Origin of the sequence: Streptomyces sp. YIM 121038, assembly GCF_006088715.1 — a bacterium.
In the GTDB taxonomy this organism is placed as follows: Bacteria; Actinomycetota; Actinomycetes; order Streptomycetales; family Streptomycetaceae; genus Streptomyces.
Genome location: NZ_CP030771.1, coordinates 3,224,385 through 3,238,175, shown reverse-complemented (window position 1 = coordinate 3,238,175; position 13,791 = coordinate 3,224,385). Strand labels below are relative to the sequence as shown.

Genomic DNA, 13,791 nt, shown 5'->3' with positions numbered 1-13,791 from the left:
GGGCCATCGGCGCTCCGCGCCTCGTCCTCAAACGCCGGACGGGCTGGATCGGCTCGGTCCAGCGCCGTCGTCTGCCGCCCACCCGCCCCCTCGGGGGCGGGTGGGCGGCAGACGACGGGCGGTTCAGCCGGCCGAGGTCAGGGCTCGCTTCAGGATCTTGCCCATGTCGTTGCGCGGCAGGGCGTCGAGGACGTGCAGGGCCCGGGGGCGCTTGTGGGGGGCGAGCCGGTCCGCCACGTGGGAGGCGAGCTCGTCCAGGGACGGCACCCGCCCGGGGTCCGCGGGGACGATCCACGCGACGACCCGCTCGCCCAGGTCGGGGTCGGGCTCCCCGGTGACGGCGGCCTCCCGCACCCCGTCGTGTTCGAGGAGCGCGTTCTCGATCTCCCCGGCGCCGATCTTGTACCCCCCGCTCTTGATGAGGTCGGTCGCCTTGCGCCCGACGATGCGGACGTACCCGTCGGGCTCCCGCACGGCCATGTCCCCGGTCCGGAACCAGCCGCCGTCGGCGAACGCGGCCGCCGTGGCGTCGGGCCGGTTGAGGTACTCGGTGAAGAGGTTCGGCCCGCGCACCTGGATCTCGCCGACGGCGTCGGGCTCCGCGGGGACCTCCCGGTCGGCCTCGTCGACGAGGCGGAGCCCGACGCCGGGCAGCGGCACGCCCACGGTGCCCGCGCGGGCCTCGCCGTCCGCGCGGACGCTGGTGTTCATGAGCGTCTCGGTCATGCCGTACCGCTCGATGACGCGCCGCCCCGTGGCCGACGCGATCCGCTCGTGGTCGTGCACGGGCAGCGCCGCCGAGCCCGACACCAGGAGCCGCGCGCCCGCGAGGGCCTTGACCAGGCCGGGCTCGTCGGGCAGCGCCTCCGCGACGCGGTGGTACATCGTGGGCACGCCGAAGAGCATCGTGGCCCCCGCGGCCAGCTCCCTGGCGACGCCGTCCGTGCTGAACCGGCCGAGGTGGCGCAGCGATCCGCCGCGCCGCAGCGGCCCGAGGACGCCGAGGATCAGGCCGTGCACGTGGAACAGCGGAAGGCCGTGCACCAGGACGTCGTCGCCGGTCCACTGCCAGGCGTCGGCGAGCGCGTCGAGGGTGGCGGCGAGCGCGCTGCGGGGCAGCACCACGCCCTTGGGCGGGCCCGTCGTGCCGGAGGTGTAGACGACGAGGGCGGGGGCGTCGGGCGACACCTCCCGGGGCGCGGCGGGCGCGGGCCCGTCCGCCGCCGGGTCCACGTCGACGCGGTCAAGCCCCGCGAGGGCCCCGGGCAGTTCGTCGCCCGGGCCCGCGAGCACCAGGGACGGCGCGCTGTCCCCGACGATGTGCCCCAGCTCCTTCTCGCCCGACTTGGGGTTGAGCGGCACCGCGGGCACCCCGGCGAGCAGCGCCGCCACCACGCCGACGGCGGTCTCCAGGGTGGGGGTCGCCCACACGGCCACGCGGGCCGCGCCCGCGTCGGCGATGCGCCCGGCCAACGTGCCCGCCGCGGCGCCGAGTTCGGCGTAGCTCAGGGCCCGGTCGCCGAACCGCAGGGCCGGGGCGTCGCCCGGCGCCGTGAGGGCGGGGATGAGGGGTTCGGGTTCCACGAGTCGTCCTCCGTAGGTGCTCAGCGTGTGCACGGCGGCTTGATGAGGGAGTTGCGCCACCGACGGCGTGGTGTCGCAGCGATCGGCAGACCGGCCCGCCGGCCGGGGGGGGTCCGCTCCGCGGACGCGGGACACGGGGTTTCCGGCCCGTGCCCGTGCCCGTGCCCGTGCCCGTGCCCGTGCCCGTGCGGGTGGGGGTGTGGGTGGGGGTGCGGCGTGGTGCGGGGCGGCTGGTGCGTGCCCCGGTGTGGCGTAGCGCCGGGCGCCTGGCCCGTGTCCGCGTGCGGCGTAGCGCCGGGAGCCCGGCCCGTGTCCGCGTGCGGCGTCGCGCAGGGCGTCCGGCGCGGGGCCGTGTGCGCGGGGCGCGGCGGGCGCGGCCGGTCGGCCCGGCGCGCGGGGCGTCCGGCCCGTGTGCGCGCGGCGCGGGGCCGACGAGGCGGCAGCCCGCGCCCGTGGAGGAGGGCCGGTCCGTGTGCGCGCGGCGCGGGGGAGCGCCGCACGCACGGCCCCGCGCTCACCCCGCACCGCTCCCCCTCGCCGCCCTCCGACACCACGATCACTTCCCCCGCCAACCTATCCACCTCCCCACCGGCCCAAGCCCCCGGCCGGGGGCCCGCGGAGCCACCGTGGGAAATGCGCTTTCCCGGCGAGGGAGGGGCGGGTTAGCCTGCGGCCCCCGCCGTCCGGCTCCATGGTGCCCCGCCCCGGGCCCCCGTACCCGAGGAGAGCGCCCGTGGCCCTCGCCGTCGCCCTTGCCACCTTCCGGCCCCAGGACCACATCGGCGCCGTGGACCGCGACCTGCCGGACCTCGCGCGTGCCGTCGGCGCGGCGGGCGCCACCGCGCGGGTCGCGCACTGGGACGACCCGGACGTCGACTGGGGTGCGTACGACCTCGTTCTCATACGCTCGACCTGGGACTACATCGAGCACGTCGCCGAGTTCACGGCCTGGGCCGGGCACGTCGCCTCGGTGACGCGGCTGGCCAACCCGGCGGACGTCGTGCGCTGGAACGCCGACAAGCGGTACCTGGGCGAGCTGACGGCGGCCGGGGTGCCGACCGTGCCGACGGCGTACGCGGCCCCGGGGTCCGGCGCGGAACCGGACCTGCCCGCGGGCGAGTTCGTCATCAAGCCCACCGTCGGCGGCGGCTCCCACCTCGCGGGGCGCTACGGCCCCGGCGAGCACGCGGCCGCGCGGGCCCACCTCGCCCGCCTGGACGCCGAGGGCCTCACCGCGATGGTGCAGCCCTACATGAGCCGGATCGACACCACCGGCGAGCGCGCCCTGATCTTCTTCGGCGGCCACTACCGGCACGCCATCCGCAAGGGCGCCGTCCTCACCCCGGGCACCGCGTACGACGCCGACAAGACCTCGCACCCCGACGTCCGCGCCTGGCAGCCCACCGACGCCGAACTCGCCCTCGCCGAGCGCGCCCTGGCCGCCGTGCCCGGCGCCCCCGAGCTGCTGTACGCCCGCGTGGACCTGGTCGACGGCGACGACGGCGCGCCGCACGTGATGGAGCTGGAGCTGATCGAGCCGAACCTGTTCCTCGACGTCCACCCGGAGTCCCTGCCGGTGGTCGCGGAGCTGATCGTGAAGGCGGCCGGACAGTGAGCGGGCCGGGGCCCCGCTAAGGGCCCTCGGGGTACGAGACGCGCTGCAACAGGCCCCAGGTGAACTCCGCCACGCACGCGCGCGGCCGCCCGGTCTCCCCGTCCGCGGCGCTGAACGCGAGCCGCCACCGCGTCGGCGCCGTGCCCTCCATCGGCCGCGCGGGGGCGAAGGCGCGGGCGGCCTCGTCGACCGTGCAGGACCAGGGCGTGAGGTCGGCGAGCGCGCGCAGGGCGGGGGGCGCGGCGCCGGGGGCCCGGACCAGCCACTCGTTCCAGACGGCGTTGCGCGGCCCGAGCAGCACCTCGAAGCGGAGGTCGGGCCAGAGCGGCACCGGCCACAGCAGGGCCTCGCACTCCAGGTCGCCGATGGTGCGCCGGGCGGTGGCCTCCGGCTCGCCCAGCACCGAGCGGTAGCGGGAGACGGCGGCCCGCGACCGCGGGGAGCGCACCATCGCCTGCCAGCGCCGGTTGGCCTCGCGCATCTCGCCGATGGAGACGCCGAGGGCGTGCCGGGCGTCCTCGACGAGGTCCGGGTTGTGGTCGGCCATGCGGCGCAGCAGCACCAGCTGGAAGTCCAGCGGGGTGAAGGGCGCGGAGGGGCTTGAGGGCATGGGAACCATCGTGGCCCATCGCCCGGCCGGGGGGCGGACGGCCCCTCCGCGCCCCGGCTCAGGGAGCGGTCTGCGTCAGGAGCCGCTCGTGCTCCTCCTCGGTGACCTGCTCGCCGGAGGAGGGAAGGAGCTGCGGAATGCCGTCGACGATGGGGTAGCGGCGGCGCAGGCGCGGGTTGTACAGGGCCTGGTCCACCTCCGCCGGGTCGGACCGCTCGGGCAGCACGAGCACCAGCGGCCCCTTGTCCAGCGGGCAGGCGAGGATCTTCAGGAGCGGGTCGTCGGGGTTCATCCTGAGGTCAGCTCCTTGGGAGGCGTGGGGGTGTGGGCGGCGGGCGGCGCGTCGTGCTTGGGCATGACGAGCAGGACCGTCACGGCCAGGGCCGTGCCCGCGACGCGCAGCGCGAGGCGCGCCGGGTCGTGGGGCAGCGCCTCGCCGAACGCGAGCGTGCCGAGCACCGCGGTGAACAGGCTCGTCACCGTCGTGCACACCGGCACGATCAGCGAGGCCCGGCACCGCTGGAGCGCCGCCTGCGACATGACCAGGCCGAACGCGCCGGTGAACAGCAGCAGATAGGGGTACGGCGAGCGCAGCAGGTCAAGGAGCGCGCCGCCGATGCCGTGCGTCGTCAGCGAGCTGGAGACGCCCTTGATGGCCAGCGAGCTGACGCCGTACAGGAGGCCGACGGCGACGCCGTACTCCACGCCCGACGTCGGCTGCCGGTGGAGCTGTCCGGCCCGGCGCTCGCCGTTCGCGTACAGCCACACGCCGAGGGCGAGCGACGGGAGGCTGACCAGCAGGACCAGCGCCACCGGGGCGTCCTTGCCCACGGTGTCGGCGCCCTCGTCCAGGGAGAGCACCACCATGAGCAGCGCGACCAGGATCGCGCCGACGGCGATCCGCTCGCGCCCCGAGGTCCGCTCGCCGAGCAGCCGCGACGAAAGCAGCAGGAGCAGGACGAGGCCGGAGACGAAGATGCCCTGGGCGGCGGCGATCGGCAGCGTGCGGTAGACGGCGAGCTGCGCGCCGAAGCCCGCCGCGAGGGCGAGCGAGCCGCCGAGCCACAGCGGGCTGGAGACGACCTGCCCGAGCAGCCGCAGCGGCGCCCGCACGCTCACCGAAGGCATCGCGGACAGGGCCCGCTTCTCCAGGACGAAACCGGTGCTGTACAGGACGTTCGCGAGCAGCGCCGCCACCACACCCACCCACATGGGCTCAGGCCTTCCGGGCGTGCAGCAGCAGGATCGAGGCGGCGCCCGGTACGGCGCAGGCGAGCCGGTCCAGGGCCCGCAGCGGCCGGGGCACGCCGTGGAAGGGCGCGCCCGCGAGCCGGACCACGTCGAAGCCGGAGGCCGCCACGAACTCCCGCAGCGCGCGGGCGGTGTAAAGGCGCAGGTGCCCGACGACCTCGCGCCCCGGGCGGCCGTGGATGGCGCGCAGGCTCACCTCGGAGAACACCGGCTGCACCCCGGCGAGCAGCAGCCCGCGGTTGTACCAGGCGGCGAGGTTCGGCGTGGACAGCATGAGGTGGCCGCCGGGGCGCAGCACGCGGCGCAGCTCGTCCAGGGCCGAGTCGGGGTCGACGAGGTGCTCGACGACCTCGCTGAACAGGACCGCGTCGACGGTGCCGGACGCGAACGGGAGGCCGCCGTCGGTGAGTTCGCCGCGCACGACGTACGGCAGGTGGCCGCTCGCGCGGCGCAGCGCGTCCTGGGACCAGTCGACGCCGATGACGCGGTGCCCGGCGAGCAGGGGCGCCGCGACCCGGGCGGCGGAGCCGTCGCCGCAGCCCACGTCGAGGACCACGCGGGCGCCGCGCGTGGCGGGGCCGAGCGCGGCGGCGAGCATCCGCGCCTGCCGCAGGCTGCGGGCGTCACCGGAGGCGACGGGGACGGCCGGGTTCTCGTAGAAGTCCCGCAGGCCGTGCGGGCGTTTCGGCGCGGGCCGCGCCGCGGCCCCTGTCGTGCCGGTCGTCGTCATGGGGCGGGTTCCTCCTCGGTGACGTGGAGGTAGTGCTCGAAGAGGTCGCGCAGACGGGCGCCGTCGCCGTGGCCGAGCAGCGTCCGGGACCAGCGCAGGGCCAGGTGCAGCCGGCCCGCGGTGGACGCGGTGGTCACGGTCAGGCCGCGCGGCATGCGGGCGGGCGCCGAGAACCACACCGCGTGCGCCGCCCCGGCGTCCCCGAAGTCGAGCGCGTACGGGATCCGGCCGATGTTGCTCAGCAGCGTCGTCGACGTCCACGGCGCGGCGGCCCTGCGCAGCCCCCGGGTGACGGCCGCCCGCACCCCGACCGGCAGGACCGGCGCGGTGAGCAGGGTCGCGCCGTGGCCGAGCTGCGGCCGGGACAGGGCCTTGAGGGCCCGGGTGCGGTCGGAGGTGCGGCGCAGGAGCGTACGGACGTCCTCGGGGCGCGGCTCGGCGTCGAGCAGCGGGGTCAGCTCGTCGGCGCCGAAGGGGACTTCGACGAGCCGGGTGCCGTTGCCGATGGGCATCGACATGTCGCGCGGGCGGTCGTCCACCGGCATGGTGATGCGCAACGGCCGTGGCCTCGCCCCGTGTTCGCGGTTCCAGTGGGCGATCATCAGGGCGGTCGCGATCATCAGCTGGTCGTTGACGGTGAACGGCGAGCCCTTGGGGCGGCGCGGCACCGGCAGCTCCGCGACCAGCATGCCGTTGCCCGCCGACGGCTCGGGCGCCCCGTGGGCGACGCGGGCGGGCGGGGTCCACGGCGAGGGCAGCTCCGGCGCGTCCGCCGCCGGAGCGGTGGCGGGCGTGCGCGTCGGGGGCGCGGCGGGCGCGTTGTCCCGGCCCCCGTACAGCTCGGCGGCCGTGGCGAGGACGCGCAGACAGGCGGGGCCGTCCAGGGCGGTGTGGTTGATGGTGAGGAACAGCACGCTGCCGCTCGACTCCGGTGCGGCGACGACCTCCAGGCGCACCGGCGGGGACGCGGTCAGCGGCGGCGCGTCGCACAGCGCCCGCTCCCGGGCCCGCCGCAGGCCGTCCGCCCGCGCCTCGGGGAAGGTGACGACCTCCACGTCGGGTCCTTCGGTCAGCTCCCACTCGTAGCGGCGCCGGTACCAGGCGCCGCGCGCCTCCCGCATGAGGATGCGCGGATGGCGGCGCAGCGCCGCGGTGAAGGCCGTCCGCAGCCGGTCCGGGTCCGGGGCGCCCGGCAGGTGCACCTCGATGTGGACGGTCTCCGGCTCCTCCTCCTGGAGGCAGTGCCGGGCGACCTCGTCGACGACGGGGAACGGCACCCGGCGCCGCGGACGGCCGGAGCCGTCCGCGGGCCGGGCCGGGTGTTCCAGCGCGGTCATGGCCGGTGGTCCTTCCCTTGCTGTTCCGTGCCGTCGCCGGGCTCCGGGTGCCGCTGCGGCAGCGGCGGCGGGGTGCCCGCGTCGCGGTCGGGGCCGAGCGGCAGCGTCGTCGCCGACGGGTCGCTGTCCGAGGGCCCGGCGGGCCGCGCGGACGGGCCGGGGCCCGGTGCCGGCTTCGCGAGCGGGTCACCGCCCGGCGCCGGGGCGGGCTTCGCGAGCGGGTCACCGCCCGGGGAAGCCCCGGCGCCCGCGGGTCCGGCGCCCGGCGCCGCTGCCGGGACCGCCGCCGGTGACCGCGGCGGCCCCGCGGGCGGCGCGGCGGGCGGCGCGGCCCGACCGGGCACGGGCGTTCCGCCCGGCCCCGCCGCCCCCGCGGGGGTGGCCTCCCGCACCGCCACCAGGGCCGCGAACAGGCCGATGAACGCCATGATCTGGGCCGCGTGCCCGAAGGCGCCCTCGTCCGCGGCGACCGTCTCCCCGGCACCGACGGCGGCGGCGATCCCCGCCCCGGTGAGCGCGACGAAGGCCAGCGGCGCGAGCAGCTGGTGCCGCCGCCACGCGAGCACCGCGAGGGCGGGCACGAGCAGCGCGAACCAGCCCGCGACGACCACGGCCACCAGGGTCAGGGCCACCGTGCCGAGGACCACGCCGGGCGCGGGCGGCGCCAGGTCGGGGCCGTCCGGGTTGGCGTCCCTGCGGCGCACGAACACGAGCACCACGAGCGCGAGGACGCCGACGCCACCGCCGATGAGCCCGGCCTCGTACGCCGTCGACGGCTCGTAGCTGAGCTTGACGGTGCCGCCCTCGCCGGCCGGGATCAGCCAGCCCTGCTGCCAGCCGTCGAGCCGCACCTCGCGCAGCTCCTCGCCGTTCAGGGTGGCCTTCCAGCCGTCGTTGACGTTCTCGTACGTGGTGAGGTACGCGGCCGCGCCGTCCCCGACGGCGAGCTCGCGCCGGTCGCCGAGCCAGTCCTTGACGCGCAGGTCGCGCGCGGTCGTGTCGAGGTCGCCCGGCGTGCCACGCGTCAGTGTCACGTCGGTGAGCTTGAGCGGGCCCGCGTCACCGGCCTCCACGGTGTGCTCGCCCGCGCCCAGGCTCACCTCGGGCCGGGGCTCCGGCTTCCGTTCGCCGCGCTCGCACAGCGTGACCTCGACGGGCCGCCGCTGCACGAGGTCGCGCACGGTGCCCTTCACGGAGGTCGGGTAGAGCTTGCCGTCGACGGCCACCTCGGGGCCCTGGCCGCAGGCGAGTTCGAAGGTGCGCCCGGCCCGCGGCTGCTTGGTGCGGTACTGGTCGAGCGCCGGGACGTACGCCTCGGTGAGACCCACGGGCAGCTGGAGCTTCTCGTCCGCGACCGGGTTGTGCAGGGTCAGCGGCGCGGTCTCGGTGATGGTGATGTCGAGCCGGTCGGTGGTGATCGGCGTGAAGCGCGCCATGCCGTTCTCGTCGACCCCGGCGACGGCCGCGCCGTCCGGCGAGCTGATCTCGATCTTCTGGGCCCGCGTCGACAGACCGCCCGCGGGGGGCAGCACGATCTCACCGACGGGCACCTTGCCGGGCCAGCGCAGATGGATCACCGGGGTGTCCCCCGCGATCCACGCGGTGGTCAGGTCGCCGTCCGTCAGATTGCGCGCGGACAGGCCCGTGCCCAGGCCGGACGTGGAGTCGGCGCTGGCGCGGATCTGCTGGCGCTGGTCGGGAGCCACGTCGTAGAGCAGCTCGTCGAGCTTGGACCCGGGCACGGCGACGGCGCTCATCCGCACGTCGTACGTGTCCTGCCCCTCGGTCGTGAACCGGCGGTGCAGCCCCGCCTCGGAGGTCACGGGCGACAGACCGCTGAGGTCGGCCGAGCGGTGCATGGAGTACGTCGTCGCGTCGGCGTCGGCGCCCTCCGTGCCCTTCACGTCGTTCGGCATCCGCAGCAGCTTGGTCACCTGGACGCCGGGGATGCTGATCTCCGCGAACCCGGCGCCGGTCAGGCCCTCCGTGGCCACCTGGGAGTCCAGGATGGTGATCTTGATCCAGTCGGTGTCGCCCGGCACGGCGGCGACGCGCTGCGTCGTGCCGTTGGCCTTGAGGAACGAGTCCTTCTTGCCCTTCTCGGTCTCGACCCGCACCCGCGTCGGGGCCGCCCGCACCCCGTCCTGGGGCAGCGGCGTCACCTTGAACGAGGCCGGGACGGCCGTCTTCTTGCGGAACTCCGCCTTGATCCACTCGCCGTCGGGGCTGCCCGGGTTGCCTTCCGTCCAGGCCGTGCCGGGGTTGCCGTCGAAGGCGTTCACGGGGTCGTACTGCGGCAGGTGGAAGAGCCAGTTGCCGTAGGAGGAGGCCGTCACCGACTTCGCGCCGCGCAGCTCCGCCGTCGTCTGGTGCTCGATCCCCTTGGTCGGCAGGATCTGGTGCGGCTTCCTGCCCGGATCCTGGAGCGCGTCCGGCGCGTTCCGCTCGTCGCGGGTGTACGTGTACGAGGTGTTGGTGTTGACCAGGCCGAACCGCGTGTCCGCGCGCCGCAGGCCGTCACCGACCGCCTGGAGCCCGGGCGCGGACCCGAGGCCGGGGTGGTTGTCCCCGGTCAGGACCACGGGGCGGTCGCGCAGCTGGGGATCGGCGGACAGCGGGAGCAGCGCCTCGGGGCCGCCGCTGACGACGGCCGTGTTGGACACCGGCTTCAGGCCCGCCTGGCCGGGCCGCGGGGTGTCCTTGCCCGGTGTGTAGATCTCCACCGCGCGCTGGCGCGGGTACAGGCCCTCGACCTGCACGGGCGTGTCGTTCGCGATCCGTCCGCCGGTCTGGGTGGGGCCGAAGCCGGTCACCCGCGTGTAGCCGGACTGCTCCAGGGTGCGCTTGACGGTCGCCGTGGGGACGTGCCCGATCTGGTCCGGGTCGAGGTCGTTGCGCACGACCACGTAGTACAGGCCCGCCCGCGTCAAGTAGTCCTTCAGGCCCGGGACCTGACTGCCCGTCATCAGGGCCTGCTCGACGGCGTCCATGGCGCGCCGGTTGCCGGGCGTGCCGAAGGGCACGTAGTCGCGCTGGGCCCAGCGCGACTCGGCCTGCACGTCCAGGGGCTGGTCGATCGGGGAGCCCCAGGTGTAGATGCCGTGCGCGGACGCGGGCACCACCAGGGCGCGCGAGTCCGGCGAGTACTTGTCCAGCCAGTCGGCCGTGGCCTGCCAGTGGTTCGGCAGCTTCTTGAACGAGCCGGGCTGCAGGATCGAGCCGTTCAGATACGGCCACAGCAGACCGGGAAGCACCAGGACGGCCGCGATCAGGGGCGCGTACCGCCGCCCGGGCAGGGCCCGTGCGCCGCGCGCGGGGCTCACCACGGCCGCCAGGTGCGCGAGACCGAGGGCGAGGGCGAGCGCGAGGCCCGTCTGGAACTTGTAGATGTTGCGGAACGGCACCAGCCAGCCGTTGAGCCAGTCCTGCACCGTGCCGTGGAAGAGCGCGCCGGAGGCGCCGCCGTACCCGGCGAGCAGGACCAGGACGGTCGAGAGGACCGTCAGGGTCAGCCACCGCCGCTCCGGCAGGTCGCGGCGGGCGAGCCCGGCGAGCCCGAGCCCGGCCGCGAGCGCCGAGCACACGACGGTGACCACGGAGGTCGCCACCGTCCAGCCCGCGGGCAGCCAGGCGTCGCCGAAGTGCAGGTACGCCACCCAGTTCCCGGCGCCGCGCAGCGCCTCGGTGGCCGACATGGTGCCGGTCGTGGTGGCCGCGTTCTCCACGTACGGAAGGAAGTTCTCGCCGTAGACGCCGAGCAGCAGCAGCGGCACCACCCACCAGGCGGTGGCCAGGATGACGCCCGGCACCCACCAGGTGATGAGCTTGCGCTTGCGCGGCCCGTTCGGGCGCGACAGCAGGTACAGCGCGACCGGGAGCAGCGAGGCCAGCGTCGACGCCGCGTTCACGCCGCCCATGAACGGAATGACGAGGGCCGAGCGGAACGCCGCGATCCGCGCGGTCACGCGGTCGTTGGTGAGCGGAAGCAGCACCCACGGCAGGAAGGCGCCGGGCAGCGCCGCCGCCGACGTCGAGCCGATCACCACGGTGAACGTCGGCCACAGCGCGTACACCGCCGCGCCGAGCAGCCGCGAGCCGCGGCTGCCGATGCCGAGCCGCTCGGCGAGCCGCAGCGCGCCCCAGAACGCGGCCGTCACGATCAGCGAGAACCACAGCCGCTCCGCGATCCACACCGGCAGCTGGAGCAGGTCGGTGAGCGCGTAGTACGGCAACATCGGGAAGGCGTACCCGATGTACTGGTCCTGGAGGCCCCCGAAGCCGCCCCGGTCGTGCCACAGCTGACCGAGGTCGGACAGGAACTGCCATGGATCGACGGCGACACCCAGCTTGGTGTCGAACGTCATCCGCCCCGGCTTCACCGCGAGGAAGCACACGAGCGTGACGGCCCAGAACCCGGCGAGCCAGCGCCGCCGGCGCGGGCCGTGCTCGGGTTCGGGCCGGCGCGCCGTCGGCCGCGTCGCGGCCGGGGGAGGGGCCTGGACCGTTGTGGTCATGGACACCGCCTGAGGATGAGGAGAAGGTTCCAGGTCGTGAACTCACGCACGCCCGGTACCTTCGCCACGGACTCGGCGAGGAACGGCCAGTAGCGCGAGCGCGCGGAGACGACGGTGACGTCGTCGCGCGCCCGCACCTGTCTGAGCGTGGGTCCTATGTGGTGCGCGAAGAGATTGACGCCGAGCGTGTGCTTGGCGGGCGTGCCGGTGCGCCGCTCGTAGCGGGCGCGGGCGCGCTCGGCGCCCAGGTAGTGCCAGGGCGCCCACTCGTGGCCGCCCCACGGGGACAGCCAGTTCGTGAACGCCACGTAGATCAGCCCGCCGGGCCGGGTGACCCGGACCAGCTCGCTGAGGAAGGTCTGCGGGTCGGCGACGTGCTCCAGGACGTTGGAGGAGAACGTGACGTCGGCGGCGCCGGTCGCCACGGGCAGCAGATAGCCGTCCGCGACCACCGCGCCCTCGGGCGGCTTGGCGCCGCTCGCGTCCCGGGCGCCGAGCTCCCGCAGGTCCGGCTCGAAGAGGAACGCCTGCGCGCCGCGTCTGCGGAACTCCTCGGTGAAGTAGCCCGCGCCGCCGCCGACGTCCACGACCACCTTGCCGTTGACGGGCAGATACCGCTCGACCTGGTCGGCGGCGTCCCGGGCGAGCAGCGCGTAGCAGCGCTCCGGTTCCTGCCGCTCCCGCAGGAAGGCCCGGAACAGGGTCGCGGAGCGGCGCAGCGAGGGATCCTTCACCCGGACCCCTCGGGACGTGGCGCGGGTGGCGGCTCGTGCGCGGCGACGGCCTCGGCGGCCACCGCGGCGAACTGCCGCACGGTGTTGGCCCAGCGGAACTGCGCGGCGCGCTCGGCGGCGGCCTTGCCGAACGCCCGGCGCCGCTCGGTGGAGAGCGCGAGCGTGCACCAGGCGGCGGCGAAGGAGCTCTCGCCGCCCGCGAGCAGACCGGTCACGCCGTCCTCGACGGAGTCCCGTACGCCGGGTACGTCGAAGCCGATCGCGGGCGTGCCGCGCGCCGCGGCCTCGGTGATGACCAGGCCCCAGCCCTCGACGGCGGAGGGGTGCAGGAGCAGCCAGGCGGCACACAGCAGCCGGTGCTTCTCGGCCTCCGAGACGTGCCCGGTGAACTGCACGTCCGGGCCCGCCATCCGCTCCAGGCGGGCCCGCTCGGGGCCCTCGCCGACGATGACGAGCCGCCCGCCCGTGACCGGGCGGACCTGCTCCCACAGGCGCAGGAGCAGATCGACGCGCTTGTACTCGACGAGGCGGCCCATGGCGAGGAAGAGCGGTTCGTCGGAGCGCTCGTGCAGCGGTCCGGGCTCCTCCACGCCGTTGTGCACGACGCGGATGCGGTCGCGGTCGACGCCCAGGTCGCGCAGGGCGGTGGCCGTCGAGGGCGAGACGGCGACCAGGAGATTGCCGCGCTGGGCGCCCGCGAGCGCCCAGTGTTCGAGCCTGCGCCCGAGCCGGGCGGCCGGGGCGAGGGGGCCCTGGAAGCGCATCGCCCACAGCTCGGTGTGGACGTGGTTGACCAGGCAGAGGGTGGGGCCGCGGTGCCACAGGGGCGCCAGGTACGGCATGCCGTTGCACACCTCGACCAGCAGGTCGCTGCCGCCGATCCGGCGGCGGTAGGTCGAGCGGGCGCGCAGGTAGTGGCCCAGGTCGCCGCCCGCCGACACCACGCGGTAGTCGCGGTGTGCGGCGGGTCCGCCGCACAGCAGCGTGACCTGGTGACCCTCGCGGGTCAGCCCGTCGGCCAGGCGGTCGACGAGGAGTTCGGAGCCGCCTGCCGCGGGGTTGCCGAGATCGCGGCGGGCGAGGAAGGCGATCCGGCGCGGCTGCGGGGGAAGCGCCGGCAGGAGCCGCGCGGGCCGCTGGGCGGCGGGGCGCAGCGACGACGGCACGTGCTGGGGCATGGGGTGCTCCAACTCGTCTCAGGGTGCGGAACTGTGGGGGGATCGGACGGCAGTGCGGTGGCGCTCTTCCTGGCTGTGGTGGCGGACGGGTGGTGCTCGGCGGGTTCCGGACGGTGCGTGGGGGCGGAATCCCGCAGGTCGGTCGGGGGCGCGGGGTGCTCGGGGGGTGGTGCGGGCCGGTGCGTGTGGGTGGGGTGGTTAGTTTTCGCCGCACCGAACGGTGCGGCTACTCACCGGC

At 75.7% G+C, this 13,791-nt stretch carries 10 protein-coding genes; 1 reads left to right on the top strand and 9 read right to left on the bottom strand.

The window, feature by feature from the left end; all coding sequences use genetic code 11:
* Nucleotides 1-123: 123 nt before the first annotated feature.
* Nucleotides 124-1,584 carry an acyl-CoA synthetase gene (locus C9F11_RS13640; protein ID WP_138959550.1) on the bottom strand — a complete coding sequence of 487 codons (1,461 nt, stop codon included), beginning with the start codon at nucleotides 1,582-1,584 and terminating at the stop codon, nucleotides 124-126.
* A gap of 733 nt (nucleotides 1,585-2,317) precedes the next feature.
* On the opposite strand from C9F11_RS13640, the gene C9F11_RS13635 reads away from it, so the two are divergent.
* Nucleotides 2,318-3,199, top strand: coding sequence for a hypothetical protein (locus C9F11_RS13635; protein WP_249401717.1), 882 nt, complete (start codon nucleotides 2,318-2,320; stop codon nucleotides 3,197-3,199).
* A gap of 16 nt (nucleotides 3,200-3,215) precedes the next feature.
* Here C9F11_RS13635 and C9F11_RS13630 read toward each other — a convergent pair whose 3' ends face one another.
* The 8 genes from C9F11_RS13630 to C9F11_RS13595 are packed head-to-tail and all read right to left on the bottom strand — an operon-like array spanning nucleotide 3,216 to nucleotide 13,553.
* Entirely contained in the window at nucleotides 3,216-3,818 is a 603-nt protein-coding gene (locus C9F11_RS13630; protein ID WP_138959548.1) for a hypothetical protein, read from the bottom strand.
* Between the two features lie 49 nt (nucleotides 3,819-3,867).
* Nucleotides 3,868-4,101 carry a Trm112 family protein gene (locus C9F11_RS13625; protein ID WP_138959547.1) on the bottom strand — a complete coding sequence of 78 codons (234 nt, stop codon included), beginning with the start codon at nucleotides 4,099-4,101 and terminating at the stop codon, nucleotides 3,868-3,870.
* Complete coding sequence (locus C9F11_RS13620) at nucleotides 4,098-5,009, bottom strand: hypothetical protein (protein WP_138966444.1); 912 nt, start codon at nucleotides 5,007-5,009, stop codon at nucleotides 4,098-4,100. Before C9F11_RS13620 ends, C9F11_RS13625 begins: the two co-directional genes overlap by 4 nt.
* A 16-nt stretch (nucleotides 5,010-5,025) precedes the next feature.
* Complete coding sequence (locus tag C9F11_RS13615; RefSeq protein ID WP_138959546.1) at nucleotides 5,026-5,790, bottom strand: class I SAM-dependent methyltransferase; 765 nt, start codon at nucleotides 5,788-5,790, stop codon at nucleotides 5,026-5,028.
* Nucleotides 5,787-7,127, bottom strand: coding sequence for a condensation protein (locus C9F11_RS13610; protein ID WP_138959545.1), 1,341 nt, complete (start codon nucleotides 7,125-7,127; stop codon nucleotides 5,787-5,789). Before C9F11_RS13610 ends, C9F11_RS13615 begins: the two co-directional genes overlap by 4 nt.
* Nucleotides 7,124-11,641, bottom strand: a complete 4,518-nt coding sequence (locus tag C9F11_RS13605) for an alpha-(1->3)-arabinofuranosyltransferase (protein ID WP_138959544.1) — start codon at nucleotides 11,639-11,641, stop codon at nucleotides 7,124-7,126. The genes C9F11_RS13610 and C9F11_RS13605 overlap by 4 nt, the downstream gene beginning before the upstream one ends.
* Nucleotides 11,638-12,375, bottom strand: coding sequence for a class I SAM-dependent methyltransferase (locus tag C9F11_RS13600; RefSeq protein WP_138959543.1), 738 nt, complete (start codon nucleotides 12,373-12,375; stop codon nucleotides 11,638-11,640). Before C9F11_RS13600 ends, C9F11_RS13605 begins: the two co-directional genes overlap by 4 nt.
* The gene (locus tag C9F11_RS13595; protein WP_138959542.1) at nucleotides 12,372-13,553 is read right to left on the bottom strand and encodes a glycosyltransferase family 4 protein; all 1,182 of its coding nucleotides are present in this window, start codon (nucleotides 13,551-13,553) and stop codon (nucleotides 12,372-12,374) included. Before C9F11_RS13595 ends, C9F11_RS13600 begins: the two co-directional genes overlap by 4 nt.
* Nucleotides 13,554-13,791: the final 238 nt, after the last annotated feature.